The organism is Collinsella sp. AM43-1 (assembly GCF_003467925.1).
Lineage (GTDB): Bacteria > Actinomycetota > Coriobacteriia > Coriobacteriales > Coriobacteriaceae > Collinsella.
The window spans coordinates 1-15,221 of the sequence record NZ_QSFR01000009.1; the positions used below are offsets into that span (position 1 = coordinate 1).

Genomic DNA, 15,221 nt, shown 5'->3' on the forward strand with positions numbered 1-15,221 from the left:
GATGAATATGGGAGGTGTTCGGATGAAGTTGCCAATCAAGGATCGCACGCGAGAAAAATTGCGGACGGTCCGCGGCGCGAGTATTACAATGAAGACCCGTAAGATGTGGATAAACAACTTCTACGGGAAGCGCAGGTAACTCAATATGACCAAGCATGTGTTCGTAACCGGTGGCGTGGTTTCGTCCCTGGGCAAGGGTATCACCGCGGCCTCGCTGGGCCGTCTGCTCAAGTCGCGTGGCTACAAAGTAACGATGCAGAAGGCCGACCCGTATCTGAACGTCGACCCCGGTACCATGAGCCCGTTCCAGCATGGTGAGGTCTTTGTAACCGAGGATGGTTACGAGTCCGACCTGGACCTGGGTCATTACGAGCGCTTTATTGATGAGAACCTGACCCGCGATTCCAACTTTACGACCGGTGCCATCTACAAAAGCCTAATCGCCCGCGAGCGTCGCGGCGACTTTTTGGGCGGTACCGTGCAGGTGATTCCTCACGTCACCAATGCCATTAAGGACAAGTTTCGCCGCATCGAGGAGCAGACCGGCTCCGATGTAGTCATCACCGAGCTGGGCGGCACGATCGGCGACATCGAGTCCCAACCGTTTGTCGAGGCCATCCGTCAGTACCGCAAGGAGGCCGGCTCCGAGAACGTCTGCTACATCCACGTGTCGCTCGTTCCCTATATTGCCGCCGCCCACGAGGTCAAGACCAAGCCCACGCAGCATTCCGTCAAGGAGCTCCGCAGCTTTGGCATCCAGCCCGATATCATCGTGCTGCGCTCCGACCACCATATCGATGACGCTATCCGCGGAAAGATCGCAAGCTTCTGCGACGTCGACACCGATTGCGTCTTTACCAATGAGGACTGCGCGAGCATCTACGACGTGCCGCAGCTGCTTGCCGAGCAGGACTTTGACCTGCGTATTTGCGAGCGCCTGGGCCTGGACCCGCGTGAGCGCGACATGAGCGAGTGGAATGAGTTCCTGCGTAAGCAGAACCATGCCAACCATCACGCCGATAAGGTTAAGATTGCCGTCGTGGGTAAGTACACGCAGCTGCCCGATGCGTACCTGTCGGTTATCGAGGCCCTGCACCATGCGGGCGTCTTCTACGATCGCCATGTGGACGTCCAGCTGGTCGACGGCGAGAGCCTCGACGAGCAGAATGTCTCCGAGGTTCTGGGCGACGCCTCGGGCATCCTGGTCCCCGGCGGCTTTGGCAAGCGCGCCCTGGAGGGCAAGATCCTCGCGGCCGAGTTTGCCCGTGAGCACAAGATTCCGTATCTGGGCATTTGCCTGGGTATGCAGGTGGCCGTGTGCGAGTTCGCCCGCAACGTCGTCGGCCTTGCCGGCGCCAGCTCCTCCGAGTTCGATCCGGACGGCCCGTTTAGCGTCATCGATCTGATGAGCTCGCAGGAGGACGTGACCGAGAAGGGCGGCACCATGCGTCTGGGCGCCTATCCGTGCAAGCTCGCCGCCGATACCCTCGCTCGCGAGGCATATGGCGAGGATCTCGTCTACGAGCGTCACCGTCACCGCTTTGAGTTTAACAACGCCTTCCGCGACCAGCTTGAGGACGCCGGTTTGGTTATCTCGGGTCTGTCGCCCGACGAGCGCCTGGTCGAGATGGTCGAGCTGCCGCGCGACGTGCATCCTTGGTATGTGGCAACCCAGGCTCACCCCGAGTTCAAGAGCCGTCCGACCAACCCGCAGCCGCTGTTCCGAGAGTTCGTGCGTGCCTCGATCGGTCAGCACGAGGGTGTCGATCGCCTGCAGGTGACGCCCATGAACCTCGCTACGGACTAAGGGTGCCGGCGAACAAAGAACATACCGAAGCTACTCCCTCGTCGCTTGCCGTGGCGGCGGGGGAGTATCTCGATTACCTCGCGGTCGAGCGGGGTTTGGCGCGCAACACGATTGCGGCCTATCGTCGTGACCTGACGACGTACTGCGCGTATCTGGAGCGGGCGGGCATCATGTCTTTTGATGAGGTGACTCGTCAGGTCGTGGAGGGCTTTGTCGCCGACCGTCGCGATGGGGGCTATTCCGATGCCTCGGTGGAGCGTGCGCTTGCGGCCGTGAAGGGCCTGCATGCCTTTTTGGTGCGCGATGGGATTGTGGCCCAAAATCCAACGGCGGCGTTGCGCCTGCCTAAAAAGGCTGAGCGTTTGCCGGAGTATCTATCGGTGGAGGATGTCTCGGCGCTGCTCGATCAAGACTTCCCCGAGGGCGAGATGGGCTTGCGCGACCATGCCATCTTGGAAGTGCTCTACGGATGCGGCTTGCGTGTGAGTGAGTTGGTGGGGCTCGATGTGGGCGATATCCATATCGACGATGGCTTTGTGCTCGTTCGCGGTAAGGGCTCAAAGGAACGCCTGTCCCCGTTGGTGGGAAGCGCGGCGCGAGCTCTGACGCGCTATATAACTAAGGGGCGTTCTCGCTTGGCGGCCCATGCCCACGGAACCGAGACCTCGGCGGTCTTTTTAAATAAGAACGGCCGCCGTCTGTCGCGCCAGGGCATCCATGCCATCTGTGAGCGCTACGGGCGCCAGGTGGGGCTGGTGGGACTCCATCCCCATACGCTGCGTCACTCCTTTGCCACCCATATGCTTGCGGGCGGTGCGGACCTCCGTGTGCTACAGGAGATCTTGGGACATGCCGATATATCGACCACGCAGGTCTACACGCATGTCGATCGTACGCAACTGACCGAGGTCTATCTGGCGGCGCACCCGCTGGCACATCGTTAACACATCGCTGGCCTGCATATCTATAGGTATTTGGGGACGGGCCCCAGATTGCCGCGGCGTGCTTTTGCGCGCGCATGGGCAATCTGGGGCTCGTCCCATTTTTCGCTAGACACCGACGCGGCGGTGGGCCGTGTGTACCGTGGGTGGGGGAGTTTGGGGGCGATGTGAACGGCGTGTAAAGGGACGTAAAAATCGCCTCAAGGTCAACTTGAAGGTTGAGGTTCGCGGGCGTGGTTCTACAGGTGGCATCCCGCCTTTGCTGCAAACACAACATATTGTGTTTTCGAACATATGCTCGGGGGTGTTTTACAACATATTGGGGGTGGAATGGTGGGGAGGGGTGGGGGAAGGGGTGGGGAAAGGTGTTGAAAAATGGGGCGGTTCCCCATATTATTGATGACGTCGACAGGCGGGGTGGTTCCCCGCGTACGTGCCATCTGAGTAACCGAGGGGAGGGCGCACATGGGAATGACTGGTGCATATGAGCGCAATCTCGATGCAAAAGGTCGTCTGTCCCTGCCTGCACCCCTTCGCGAGGAGCTTGGAGAGCACGTTCGCGTGTTCAAAGCCCTGGATGTCGATGCTCTGTACGTGTTCTCTGCCGAGGCCTTCGATAAGTGGGTCGAAGGACTCTTCGCGGGTCGTGAGGGCCACGAGGGTTTTAACCCGCGCGACATCAACGACCAGAAGCTCATGAGGGCGATCAACAAGCGCACCACGTCGATGGACGTGGACAGCGCCGGTCGTATCGGTCTTTCTGAGTCTCTCCGCAAGCAGGCGAACCTCGACCGCGAGGTCACGGTTGTGGGCAACTACGACCACCTTGAGGTTTGGGATCGCGCCGCGGCCGATGAGGACGATGACGATGAGGCCCTGCTGGACCTCTTCTTCTCGTAAGGGCAAGGCACGGGTAACGGATGGAGCGTGGGATCTTGACACAAGAATATCGGCATGAACCTGTCATGCTCGGCGAAGTGCTTGAGTCGCTGCAGCTAAAGAGCGGCTCCGTCGTCTGCGACTGCACCCTTGGCGGTGCCGGCCATTCGGTAAAGATGGCCGCGCAGGTGGGGGAGACCGGCCTTTTGCTCGGCGTCGATCAGGACGACATGGCCCTCGAGGCCGCTGGCGCCCGTCTGGACCGCGAGGTTCCCGGCGTACCGCACCAGCTGCTGAAGGGCAACTTCGGCGACTTGGACGAGCTGCTTTGCTCGGCCGAGGTGCCCGGGGTCGATGGCTTCCTGTTCGATTTGGGCGTTTCGTCACCGCAACTCGATATCCCTGGCAGGGGCTTTTCGTATAACGAGGACGCCCCATTGGACATGCGGATGGATCCGGGCAATAACACCTTAAACGCAGCTGAGGTCATCAACACCTATAACGAACACGACCTCGCCCGGATTCTACGCGTCTACGGCGAAGAGAAGTTCGCCTCGCAGATCGCGCGCGAGATCGTGCGCCGCCGCGAGCAAGAACCGATCGAAACCACCGGCCAATTTGTCGAGATCATCAAGGCGGGTATCCCAGCTGCCGCTCGTCGGCATGGTGGACACCCGGCCAAGAAAAGTTTCCAGGCCATTCGCATCGAGGTCAATCACGAGCTCGATGTGCTCGAACGAGGGCTTGATGCCGCCACCAGGTGGCTCAACCCGGGCGGACGTATCTGCGTCATTTCGTATCACTCGCTCGAGGACCGTATCGTAAAGAACCACTTTAAGGAGATGAGCCAGGGGTGCACGTGTCCGCCGGAGATTCCGGTGTGCGTGTGCGGCAACGTGCCGATACTCAAGGTCATCACCCGCAAACCCCTGGTTGCCCAGCCTGATGAGGTTGAGCGCAACCCTCGGGCGAGATCAGCCAAAATCCGCGTGGCGCAGCGTCTGTAGGCGCGACCGCGCGATATTGGACCTCCCGCTCGCACCATAAACGAAGCTTAAACACACTACCAACGTACTCGGGATGGGAGGCGGCATATCATGGGCTACAACACTTCAAACGCAGCACTCGCCTATGATATGAACGCCATGCCCGCCTATCGTGAGACGCCGCAGGCCCCCGTTGCTCCCCGTGAGCAGCGCACGCCGCGCTTTGATGTCTACACGGGCGCGGGCCGTCAGGCAAACCAGGCGGTAAGCCCGGTTTTCATGAGCGTTCTTAAAACGTTTTGCATCATTGCGGCTATCTTCATGACGATCGGCGTCGCCCGCGTGGCGCTCGCCGGCGTTACGGCCCAGGTGCTCAACAGCAACGCCGAGCTTACCAACACGCTCGAAAAGGCGACCGATGAGAGCTCCGACCTGGAGGTCATGCATTCGGTCTATGGCGCCGACACGCGCATTCGCGACCTTGCGGGCGCTTATGGCATGGTGGAGCCCAGCGAGAGCGTTACACTTGACTTTTCGCAGGATGCAGCCGCGGGCGCCAACGCGACCGCGACCGCTCAGTAGCAAGACGGTAGCTGAGTATGACAAATGACTATCGCCGCGGTTCCGATGGGGGCCGCGGTTCTGGACGTCCCTCGTCGCGGGGACGTTCTGGTTATCAAGGAACGGGTCGGCAATCTTACAACGCCGGGCAGTCCCGTGGCAACGACCCGGCGTCGCGACTTCGCGGCTCGGGCGGCCCTCAAGTGCATAACACTAGGTCGCGCAAGAGTTCGTCGACCGAATGGCTCACAGGCACGCCGCTGCCTCGCCGCAAAGCCGTCATGGGATTCATTGGGCTTGGCTTGGGCTTGGGCGTCTTTCGCCTTGCCGACTATCAAATTGTCGAAGCCGATAAACTGCGCGAGCGTGCCGATGCGCGTCGCCTGCTTGCGCAGACCCTCTATGCCAAACGTGGCACCATCTACGACCGCAACGGTAACGTGCTGGCGTCGTCGGTCGAATGTCGCAACATCGCTGTGAACCCGCAGCTTGTCGAGGATGTTGACAAGACGGTGTCGGCGCTGGTCAAGGCAACTGGAATCGATAAAAAGACCTGCCGCAAGCTCGTTGAGTCCGATGGAACCTGGGTGTATATCAAGCGCCAGGTGGACGAAGACGATGCTGTGGCGCTGGAGAAGAAGAACCTGCCCGGCGTGCTTTTTGAGCAGGCCATGAAGCGCGTATATCCATACGGCAATCTGGCATCGCAGGTGCTGGGTGTAGTGAATGTAGACAACGACGGCTTGACTGGTCTCGAAAAGCAATACAACAAGCTTCTAACCGGCACGAACGGTTCTCTCGTACGCGAGCGCGCGAGGGACGGCAGCTATATCGCGGGCGGTGCCTATAAAAAGGTGGCTGCGGTCGACGGCGTTGATCTCGTGACGACGCTCGACGTCAATATCCAGCGTGCGGCCGAGGATGCCCTGGCAGAGGCTGTCGAGAAGACAAAGGCCAAGAACGGCTCGGCGCTGGTCACCGATCCTACGACAGGCGAGATCTTGGCAGCCTGCTCGTATCCGACCTACGACCAGACCAATTTGGAAAACGCCAAGACCGAGGATATGAACCTGCGCCTGGTCACCGACGCCTACGAGCCCGGCTCGGTCTTTAAGACGCTCGTGGCGGGCGCCGGCTTCGACTTGGGTGTCGTGCGGTCGAGTACGTCGTTTGAGGTGCCGGCGAGCATCAAGGTGGGCGACGATACCGTCACCGATGCCGACAAGCGCGACTACGCCATGACCATGGATGTGCGCGAGATGATGCGCCGTTCGTCCAACGTGGGATTTGTCCTGGTGGGGCGCAAGATCGGTGCCGACGACTTTGCCGCCTATGTGGACAAGTGGGGCATCGGTCACAGCTCTGGTGTCGATTTTCCGGGCGAGAGCCTGGGCATCGTCAAGGAGCGTGACCAGTATGACGGCGCCACGCTGGGCTCGATGAGCTTTGGACAGGCGCTGTCTGTCTCACCGATTGAGATCGCACGTGCCGTGGGCGGCATCGCCAACGGCGGCGTGATGATGACCCCGCACTTCTATAAGTCCAGCAAAGGCGACGAGAAGGACTGGGGCGAAGGCGAGCGCGCGATTTCGGAGGACGCCGCATCCCAGGTGACATCGTGCATGCAGACGGTCGTGTCGGAGGGAACGGGCGTTGGCGGCGCGGTTGACGGCTATGACGTGGCGGGTAAGACCGGTACGGCCGAACGTGCCGACGAGAACGGCGGCTACCTCAAGGAGAACTACATGTCGTCCTTTATGGGCTTTGCACCGGCACAATCGCCCAAGGTGCTGTGCTATATCACGCTCGACGGAACGCCGAGCGGCTCAGATGCCGCTGCGGTGCCGTTCCAGTCCATTATGGCCAACGCGCTCGACGTGCTGGGTATCCCACACACGAAGTAGGGGGTTACAATCTTTGGGGCGTGGTTTGTTGTCCCATATGAGGGGTGTTCACATGCCCTGCACCACGCATGCGCGGCGCTGGGATACAATACGCCGATAGCATTATTTAGGTTTACAGGGGAGCTGCAATGATAGAGATCGCCGTCAACAACCTCGCGGCCGCAACAGGGGCCCGAACCGTGACGGGAGAAGTCGATCGGGTATGCCGCGGGTGCGTTATCGACTCGCGCCAGGTCGAGGAAGGGACGATTTTCGTCGCCTTTCCCGGTGAAAACGTCGACGGCAATGATTTTGCTTCCCGTGCCGTCCAGTCGGGTGCCGGCGCCGTCGTGATGACGCGTGAGCCCGAGGCCGAGCTGGTCTCGCTGGCGCAGGACAAGGGCTGTGCCATCTTGCTGACCGATGATCCCGAGGAGTTTCTGCTGCGTTTGGCGCACGCGTATCGCCTGGAGCTTGGCTGCCTGGTCGTTGGCATTACCGGTTCCATCGGCAAGACGACGACCAAGGACGTTCTCGCCGCTGTGCTCGCCAAGCGCTATCGTGTCTGGGCCACCAAGGGCAATTTCAATAACCTGATCGGCATGCCGCTCACGGTGCTTTCCGCTCCGGCCGATACCGAGGTCCTGGTGCTCGAGATGGGCATGAATCATTTCCACGAGATCGAGCGCCTGTCCCAGTCCGCCAATCCCAACCTTGCCATCGTGAGCAAGATCGGCACCTCTCATATCGGCATTTTGGGCAGCCGCGAGAACATCGCCCGCGCTAAGGCCGAGATTGTCCAGGGCATGTGCGCCGCCGGCGACTATTTGCCGCTGCTGGTTTTGGGCGGCGAGGACGATTTTACGCCGTTCATTCGCGATACGTTCGCCCAGCCTGCTGGTATCGACGTGATGCTGGCCGGTGTCTCTGACGATGATGAGGTCCGCGCCCGCGACGTTCGCGTTGATGACGAGGGCCGTCCGGTCTTTACGCTCGATTTTGGTCAGGGCGAGACAATCGATACCATGCTTGCCATCCCCGGCGTGCAGTCCGTTCCTAATGCCGTTAAGGCCGCCGCGGTTGCCTATCGCCTGGGCGTGACGCCCGAGCAGATCGATGCTGCCTTTAGGGGTCTTACGATCACCGGGCACCGCCAGGAGATCAAGCGCGCCAAGAGCGGTGCACGCATCATCGACGATTCCTATAACGCCAGCGCCGAATCGATGGCAGCCGGCCTCGATCTGCTGTGCTCGCTTTCATGCACGGGGTCTCGCATGGCGATCCTGGGCGAGATGGGCGAGATGGGCGATGAGGCTCCTCGCATGCATGAGCTCGTGGGCGCCTATGCCGCCGCCAAGAAGCTCGACATGCTGGCGTGCGTGGGTGGTGAGCTGGCCCAGCTTATGGCCGATGCCGCGCGCATGATGGGCATGGACGAGGACCGCATCCAGGTGTTCTCCGATTATCAGCAGGTGCTCGACCGCATGGGCGGCGCGCTTGAAAAACATGATGTTGTACTGGTCAAGGGTTCCCGCTTTGTTGAGCTCGACCGCTTTGTGGAAGGTGTGTGCTAGCCCATGTTCGGCAATCCCTCGTATCCAACGTATCAGGCTTTTTTGGGGCTTGGCATCGCCGCAGCCATTGCGCTGCTGCTCATGCCGTGGTGGATTAAGCTGCTCAAGGTCGAGGGTATCGGCCAGCAGGTTCGTGCCGACGGCCCCAAGCGTCATTTGGTTAAGCAGGGAACGCCCACCATGGGTGGCGTTGTCATCCTCGTCGCGATCTCGCTGACCTGCCTGCTGATGGGCAAGCTCACCACCGAGCTCGTGCTCGTGCTGCTCGCCACGCTGGCGACCGGCGTGCTGGGCCTGATCGACGATCTGACCTCCGTTACGCATGGGCGCTCGCTCGGTCTGACGCCGCATGCCAAGATGATCGGCCTAACCATTATCTGTGTCACCTTTACGGTGCTTGCCGTCAACTGGTGCGGCGTCGCCCCCGAGATTCGTTTTCCCGGCGGCCTGACGATCGACCTTGGCGTGCTTTCGACCACCATCTGCGGCCTTTCGTTCCCGTGGCTCTATATTGTCTTTTGCTGGCTGATGATCGCTGGTCTTTCCAATGCCGTGAACCTGACCGATGGCCTTGACGGTCTTGCTGGCGGCACCTCCATGATTGCCATGCTCGCCATGGCTGCCATGGCGTTTTTGCACGGAGACGTGAACCTGTCCATCTTCTGCACCGCGTGTGCCGGTGCCTGCTTGGGCTTTCTGTGGTTCAACTGCTATCCGGCGAGCATCTTTATGGGCGATACCGGCTCGCTTGCTCTGGGCGCCGCGTTTGCCTGTACGTCCATCATGACTAACACCGAGGTCGTCTCCCTCATCATCGGCGGCCTGTTTATCGTTGAGACTCTGTCGGTCATGATTCAGGTTGTCTACTTCCACTTTACGCACAAGCGCGTCTTCCTTATGGCGCCCATCCATCATCATTTCGAAAAGAAGGGCTGGGCCGAGACCAAGGTCGTCATCCGTTTTTGGATTATCGCTGCGGCCTTTGGTGCCGTTGGCCTTGCTCTGTTCTTCCAGTTGGGATAGTGGTCTTTCATGCCTCTTGCTGATGTCTTTAGCCTGCTCGTTTTGGGTCAGGGCAAATCCGGTCTCGATGTCGCCCGCTGGGCGCTGGCACATCCAGAGCGCGTAAGCGCCGTTACCGTGTATGGCGGCGGCACCTCTGAGCCCAATGACGCCACGCGTGCGCTCGAGGCTGCTGGCGCGTCGTTTGTCTATGGGACCGAACAGGTCGAGGGCGCCTATGACGTATGCGTGACGTGCCCGGGCATCTCGGAGTTCTCGGGCTTCTTTAAGGCCGGGCGCGAGCATGCCGCCCAGATTATGGGTGAGCCCGAGTTTGCCTATCGCCTGTCGCCCGATAACTGGATTGCCATCACGGGCACCAACGGCAAGACGACCACCACGTCGCTGACTGATTATCTGCTCAAGGCTGCCGGCGAGGCCAGCGTAGCTGTCGGCAACATCGGCGAGCCGCCGGTCAACGAGATTGACGGACGAGCCCACAACGAGTGGTTTGTGGCTGAGCTCTCGAGCTATCAGATTGCTACGACCACCGAGCTCCACCCTCGCGTGGCGGTGCTGCTCAACATCACTCCCGACCACTTGGGCTGGCATAAGAGCCATAAGAACTATGCGCTTGCCAAGATCAAGCTGTTTGACAATATGGTCGATGACGATCTGGTGGTTGTCGACGTCGAAGACGCCGGCATTCACGAGTTCGATGAGTACATCTATACGCCGGGTCGCCGCATCTGCAAGGTCGCTTTTGACGAGCCCGAGGGTGCAGATGCCGCCTTTGTGCGCGACGGCAAAATGGTCGTGCGCCTAAAGGGCGTCGAGACTCAGCTTGTCGCCACGTCCGAGCTCAAGATCTCGGGCCATCACAATGTCATCAATGCCTTATGTGCCGCCACGGCTGCTCTGGCCGTCGGTGCCGATGTCGATGGTGTCCGCCGCGGTCTGGCCTCGTTCCAGCCGCTCGAGCATCGCGTGGAGCCGTGCGGCGAGATTGACGGTGTGCGCTACGTCAACGATTCCAAGGCGACCAACACCGACGCGGTCGAGAAGGCGCTGACGGCATTTCCCGATGACGACGTGATCTTGCTGCTCGGCGGCCACGATAAGGGCACGCCGCTCACGGACTTCGCGCGCGTTGTTATGGATAACGTGCGCTCGGTCGTCTGCTTTGGCGATGCGCGCGAGCGCTTCACCGCCGCTATGGACGAGGCCGATGTCGATGGCGATGTGGATATCGCCCAGGCGGATGACCTACGCGATGCCGTGGACGTTGCTCGTTCGCTGTCGAGCCGTGGCGACGTGATCTTACTTTCTCCTGCCTGCTCTTCGTTCGATGAGTTCTCGGGCTATGAGGAGCGCGGCCGCGTGTTTAAGGACTATGTGGCCCAGCTTGCCGCTGCAGCGAAATCGCAAATGGAATAGGGGTTGCCGGTGAGAGAGGAGAGCCCCCGACAAGGTATGAGGAGGCCCGACTCGGACCGTGCTTCCTCGCGGCGTAGCACACCGCGTTCCGGTCGCGGCGGGCAGTCGTTTAGCGAACGCTATATTGCCGGCGTTCCCGCCCGCATCATGCGCCCCCGTCTGATATTCATGGCCTGTCTGTTTATCTTGGTGTGTTTTGGCCTGCTGATGGTGTACTCGGCGTCTTCGGTCGAGGCGCTGCACGAGAATGGCTCAGCGACGTTTTTTCTGGGTCGACAGGCTGCGTTTGCCGTGGTCGGTGTTCTGGCGCTGATTGCCATCGTGCGCGTTTTGCCGGACAGCTGGTTTGGGGAGGATGTGCTCAGGATCTTCCTCATAGGCATGATAGGGCTACTGTTTCTGGTGTTCTTGGTGGGCAGCGGCAGCCGTGGCGCCACGCGCTGGCTCAACATCGCCGGCATTCAGTTCCAGCCTTCCGAGTTTTTAAAGCCATTTGCCATTGCGTATTCGGCCATCATGCTTGATCGCTTTTTTTCGCCCGGTGGCAACATCAACGAATTCCTTCGCAAGATGGGCATCTACCTGGGCATTCCGCTCTTTCTGATCTTTATCCAGCCCGATTTCGGTACCGTCCTGATCATCCTGCTGACCCTCATGTGCATGGCGTTGTTTGCGGGTCTCGACCCCAAATTTATCATCGGCGTGATAATCTTCGGCATTCTCGTGATCGTGATTGCGCTTGTTGCAGAGCCGTACCGTATGGTGCGTATTCAGGTTGCCTTGAACCCTTGGGCCGACGAGTATGGTGACGGCTATCAGGCCACGCTTGCCATCATGGCCTTTGCCTCGGGCGGTCTGTTCGGCCGTGGCATCGGCAACTCAACCATGAAGTACTCGTATCTGCCCGAGGCGCACAATGACTACATCCTGGCCATCATTGGCGAGGAAGTCGGTTTTGTCGGAACCGTGCTGTTCTTCTTGGTGTTTGCGATGCTGATCTACTCGGCGTTTCGCATTGCCGAGCAGGCGACCGATCGTCGGGGCGCGCTCATGGCGTCTGGCTCCGCGGTCATTCTCGCGGTGCAGTTTTTGATCAATGCGCTGGGCATCCTCAACGTGTTTCCCATGACGGGCAAACCGTTGCCGTTTATTAGCTACGGCGGTTCGTCGATTATTGTGTCGCTTATGCTTGCCGGTCTGATCCTGCGCGTTTCGTACGAGAGCGCCCGTCGCGATGAGTACGACCGTCGCCGCGAGAGCTTTGCCGTTATGGATGAGAGTACCGCCGGCGTGCCCCACGTACGCGGCGAGCGATCTTCGCGTAACGGCTTTACCGTTCTGGATGGCTCTGCGACCGAGCCGGCAGCCCGTCCGCGTCAGCGAACGGCGCCGCAAGGTCGTCCGCAGCGCCCCAGCCCTCGCAGCGCGGGCGGCGGATATAATCGAATCGATTTGAACTCGGACCCGTCGGCGCGTTTGCGCACCGACGACCAGGGACCGCGTGTACGAAGGGACTACCATGACCGATAAGATGACCGTTGCTATTGCAGCCGGCGGCACGGCAGGACACATTAACCCCGCGCTCGCTTTGGCCGAGGAGCTGCATGACCGTGGCCACCACGTTGTGTTCGTGGGCCAGTCGCGCAAGCTCGAGGGTCGTCTGGTCCCCGAGGCTGGGTTTGATTTTGTGCCCATTACGGTCACGGGCTTCGACCGCTCCCGTCCCTGGACGGCGCTGACCTCGCTGTGGCGTGTCAACAAGGCCAAGCGTGCGCTCGCCAGTCATTTCTCAAAGGTCGGCAAGCCCGATGCTGCCATCGGTTTTGGTGCCTATGTCGAGGTTCCGCTGCTGGGGTGGTGCAAGGGCGCAGGCGTTCCGTATCTGCTACATGAGCAGAACTCTGTTCCGGGCCTGGCCAACAAGATGATGAACTCCCACGCCGCTCGCGTGTGCATCTCGGTGCCGGCAGCGCGCTCGGTCTTTGAGCGCGAAGGTGACCCTGACCACGTGCTCATGACCGGCAACCCCGTACGTCGCTCGGTGATCGAGGGCGATCGCGCTCGCGGCCGCAAGGCACTTGGCGTTCCCGAGGACGCTACGCTGCTGCTCGTCTTTGGCGGTTCACTCGGCGCCCAGCACCTCAACGAGCGCGTGGCTTCGCTCAAAAACGAGCTGCTTTCGCGCAAGAACCTCTATGTGTTGCATTCGACGGGTGCCGACGGCTTTGAGGAGACCGAGCGCGCTTTGGCGCTGACGCTCGAGGAGGCGAAGCGTTACCGCGTCCAGCCTTACATCGACAACATGGGCGACATGCTGGCTGCTGCCGATTTGGTGCTATCGCGTTCGGGAGCATCGAGCGTGGCCGAGATCGCTGCGCTCGCCGTGCCTTCGGTGCTCGTGCCGTACCCGCATGCGACGGCCGACCACCAAACCACCAATGCCCGTTATCTGGTCGACGCCGGGGCCGGCGTGCTCTGCGCCGATGCCGATATCGACGGTTCTGCCTTTGCCGATGAGCTGCTGCACCTGGTCGATGACGCGGCGGCGCGCGACGCCATGCGTCAGGCGGCGCGTGGTCTGGCTCAGGATAGAGCCGCCGCTCTTCTGGCGGATGCAGTAGAGGGTTTGCGTTAGTTAGACGGGATATCTTCGGTCGCCCTCGCGCTGATGCGGTAGGTGCGGTACAGTTAACGGGTTACAGGCAGTGTTTACGCAAGGAGTACACGAGCACATGGCTGATTCCCAGACTGCAACCTCCGCGCCCGAGTTTAAGAGCGCCCACTTTATCGGTATCGGCGGCGCCGGCATGAGCGGCATCGCCCTCGTTCTGCACGAGCGCGGTTATGCCGTTACCGGCTCCGACCTTAAGACGTCACGTTATATCCGCCAGCTTACCCGCGCTGGTGTGAAGGTGCATGTGGGCCATGAGGCCGCCACGATCGACGAGGTCAAGCCCGACGTGGTTGTTGTCTCCACCGCTATTCCGGAGTCCAACCCTGAACTCGTGCGCGCTCGCGAGCTTGGTATTCCCGTGTGGCCCCGTGCCAAGATGCTCTCTGCTTTGGGTCACGGCTACACCACCGTCGCTGTTGCCGGCACGCATGGCAAGACCACCACGTCTTCGATGTGTGCCACCATGCTCGACCGCATGGGTCTGGATCCGAGCTTCCTGATCGGTGGCATCGTCGAGGGCTATGACACGAACGGCAAGAACGGCTCGGGCGACTACTTTGTCGCCGAGGCCGACGAGTCCGACAGCTCCTTCCTGTTCCTGAACCCCAACGTAGTCATTGTGACCAACGTCGAGGCCGACCACCTCGATCACTACTCGGGTATCGAGGAGATCGAGGCAACTTTCGCCAAATTCATGAGCCTGGTGGGCGAGGACGGCACCGTCATCGTCTGCGGTGAGGACCCGCATCTGGTCGAGCTCGCCAAGTCGACGGGCCGTCACGTGCTTTCCTACGGCTTTGCCGAGAGCAACGACATCGTCTGCATGCACCCGGATGTCAAGGGCATCCAGAGTGACTTTATCGTTCGCTTTGAGGACGGCACTGAGCGCGCTGTGGAGATCAAGAGCAATCCCGGTCGCCACAACATGCTCAACGCCACGGCGGTGCTCACCGTCGCCCATGTCCTGGGCCTTGACATCGACGCCGCCGCCAAGGCGCTCTCGAGCTTTGAGGGCGTCCGCCGTCGCTTTACCCACGTGGGCGATATCAATGGCATCACCGTGGTCGATGATTACGGCCATCACCCCACCGAGATCAAGGCGACGCTTGCTGCCGCTTCGTCGCTGGGTTACAAGCACGTCGACGTCGTGTTCCAGCCGCACCGCTATTCGCGCCTGCAGGCCCTGTGCGAGGACTTTGCCGATGCATTTGCCAATGCCGATAAACTGCTGCTGATTGATGTGTTCTCGGCTGGCGAGATGCCCATTCCGGGTGTCACCTCTAAGATGCTCGCCGATACCGTGCGCGCCAAGCATCCTGGCAAGGAGGTCGTGTACTGCTCCAGCCGTCTTGAGCTCAATCAGGAGCTCGAGCAGATGGTGGGCGAGGGCGACCTGCTGCTCACCATGGGTGCCGGCGACGTTACGACCGTCGGTCCCGAGTTCATTGAGTATCTGACTGCCAAGAAAGACGCTTAA

Annotated in this window: 12 protein-coding genes; all 12 read left to right on the forward strand. The window is 60.6% G+C overall.

The window, feature by feature from the left end; genetic code table 11:
* The first annotated feature begins 145 nt into the window (after positions 1-145).
* The 12 genes from DW925_RS05490 to murC all read left to right on the forward strand — a co-directional run bounded on the left by DW925_RS05490 (position 146) and on the right by murC (position 15,221).
* Positions 146-1,807, forward strand: a complete 1,662-nt coding sequence (locus DW925_RS05490; RefSeq protein ID WP_117584233.1) for a CTP synthase — start codon at positions 146-148, stop codon at positions 1,805-1,807.
* A 2-nt stretch (positions 1,808-1,809) separates the two neighbouring features.
* A complete protein-coding gene (xerD, locus tag DW925_RS05495) occupies positions 1,810-2,751 on the forward strand; it encodes a site-specific tyrosine recombinase XerD (RefSeq protein WP_117584232.1) in 942 nt (313 codons plus the stop codon).
* A 462-nt stretch (positions 2,752-3,213) separates the two neighbouring features.
* Positions 3,214-3,648, forward strand: a complete 435-nt coding sequence (locus DW925_RS05500; protein WP_006234269.1) for a division/cell wall cluster transcriptional repressor MraZ — start codon at positions 3,214-3,216, stop codon at positions 3,646-3,648.
* Positions 3,649-3,668: 20 nt separating this feature from the next.
* Positions 3,669-4,634: a 16S rRNA (cytosine(1402)-N(4))-methyltransferase RsmH gene (gene rsmH / locus DW925_RS05505; RefSeq protein ID WP_117584231.1), complete on the forward strand. Its 966-nt coding sequence runs from the start codon at positions 3,669-3,671 to the stop codon at positions 4,632-4,634.
* A gap of 90 nt (positions 4,635-4,724) precedes the next feature.
* Entirely contained in the window at positions 4,725-5,195 is a 471-nt protein-coding gene (locus DW925_RS05510; protein ID WP_117584230.1) for a hypothetical protein, read from the forward strand.
* 260 nt (positions 5,196-5,455) lie between these two features.
* A complete protein-coding gene (locus DW925_RS05515; RefSeq protein WP_117584229.1) occupies positions 5,456-7,078 on the forward strand; it encodes a penicillin-binding protein 2 in 1,623 nt (540 codons plus the stop codon).
* 128 nt (positions 7,079-7,206) lie between these two features.
* On the forward strand, positions 7,207-8,631 hold the full coding sequence (gene murF, locus DW925_RS05520) for a UDP-N-acetylmuramoyl-tripeptide--D-alanyl-D-alanine ligase (RefSeq protein WP_117584228.1): 1,425 nt from the start codon (positions 7,207-7,209) through the stop codon (positions 8,629-8,631).
* 3 nt (positions 8,632-8,634) lie between these two features.
* A complete protein-coding gene (gene mraY, locus DW925_RS05525; protein ID WP_006234262.1) occupies positions 8,635-9,654 on the forward strand; it encodes a phospho-N-acetylmuramoyl-pentapeptide-transferase in 1,020 nt (339 codons plus the stop codon).
* Positions 9,655-9,663: 9 nt separating this feature from the next.
* Positions 9,664-11,070: a UDP-N-acetylmuramoyl-L-alanine--D-glutamate ligase gene (gene murD, locus DW925_RS05530; protein WP_089571580.1), complete on the forward strand. Its 1,407-nt coding sequence runs from the start codon at positions 9,664-9,666 to the stop codon at positions 11,068-11,070.
* Positions 11,071-11,106: 36 nt separating this feature from the next.
* Entirely contained in the window at positions 11,107-12,600 is a 1,494-nt protein-coding gene (gene ftsW, locus DW925_RS05535) for a putative lipid II flippase FtsW (RefSeq protein ID WP_055251664.1), read from the forward strand.
* Positions 12,590-13,705: an undecaprenyldiphospho-muramoylpentapeptide beta-N-acetylglucosaminyltransferase gene (murG, locus tag DW925_RS05540; RefSeq protein ID WP_117584227.1), complete on the forward strand. Its 1,116-nt coding sequence runs from the start codon at positions 12,590-12,592 to the stop codon at positions 13,703-13,705. Before ftsW ends, murG begins: the two co-directional genes overlap by 11 nt.
* Before the next feature lie 97 nt (positions 13,706-13,802).
* Complete coding sequence (gene murC, locus DW925_RS05545) at positions 13,803-15,221, forward strand: UDP-N-acetylmuramate--L-alanine ligase (protein ID WP_117584226.1); 1,419 nt, start codon at positions 13,803-13,805, stop codon at positions 15,219-15,221.

Coding starts and splice junctions, on each gene's coding strand:
- murD (WP_089571580.1), top strand. CDS start 9,664: ATGCCTCTTGCTGATGTCTTTAGCCTGCTCGTTTTGGGTCAGGGCAAA.
- mraY (WP_006234262.1), top strand. CDS start 8,635: ATGTTCGGCAATCCCTCGTATCCAACGTATCAGGCTTTTTTGGGGCTT.
- ftsW (WP_055251664.1), top strand. CDS start 11,107: ATGAGGAGGCCCGACTCGGACCGTGCTTCCTCGCGGCGTAGCACACCG.
- murC (WP_117584226.1), top strand. CDS start 13,803: ATGGCTGATTCCCAGACTGCAACCTCCGCGCCCGAGTTTAAGAGCGCC.
- DW925_RS05510 (WP_117584230.1), top strand. CDS start 4,725: ATGGGCTACAACACTTCAAACGCAGCACTCGCCTATGATATGAACGCC.
- murG (WP_117584227.1), top strand. CDS start 12,590: ATGACCGATAAGATGACCGTTGCTATTGCAGCCGGCGGCACGGCAGGA.
- DW925_RS05515 (WP_117584229.1), top strand. CDS start 5,456: ATGGGATTCATTGGGCTTGGCTTGGGCTTGGGCGTCTTTCGCCTTGCC.
- DW925_RS05490 (WP_117584233.1), top strand. CDS start 146: ATGACCAAGCATGTGTTCGTAACCGGTGGCGTGGTTTCGTCCCTGGGC.
- DW925_RS05500 (WP_006234269.1), top strand. CDS start 3,214: ATGGGAATGACTGGTGCATATGAGCGCAATCTCGATGCAAAAGGTCGT.
- rsmH (WP_117584231.1), top strand. CDS start 3,669: ATGGAGCGTGGGATCTTGACACAAGAATATCGGCATGAACCTGTCATG.
- murF (WP_117584228.1), top strand. CDS start 7,207: ATGATAGAGATCGCCGTCAACAACCTCGCGGCCGCAACAGGGGCCCGA.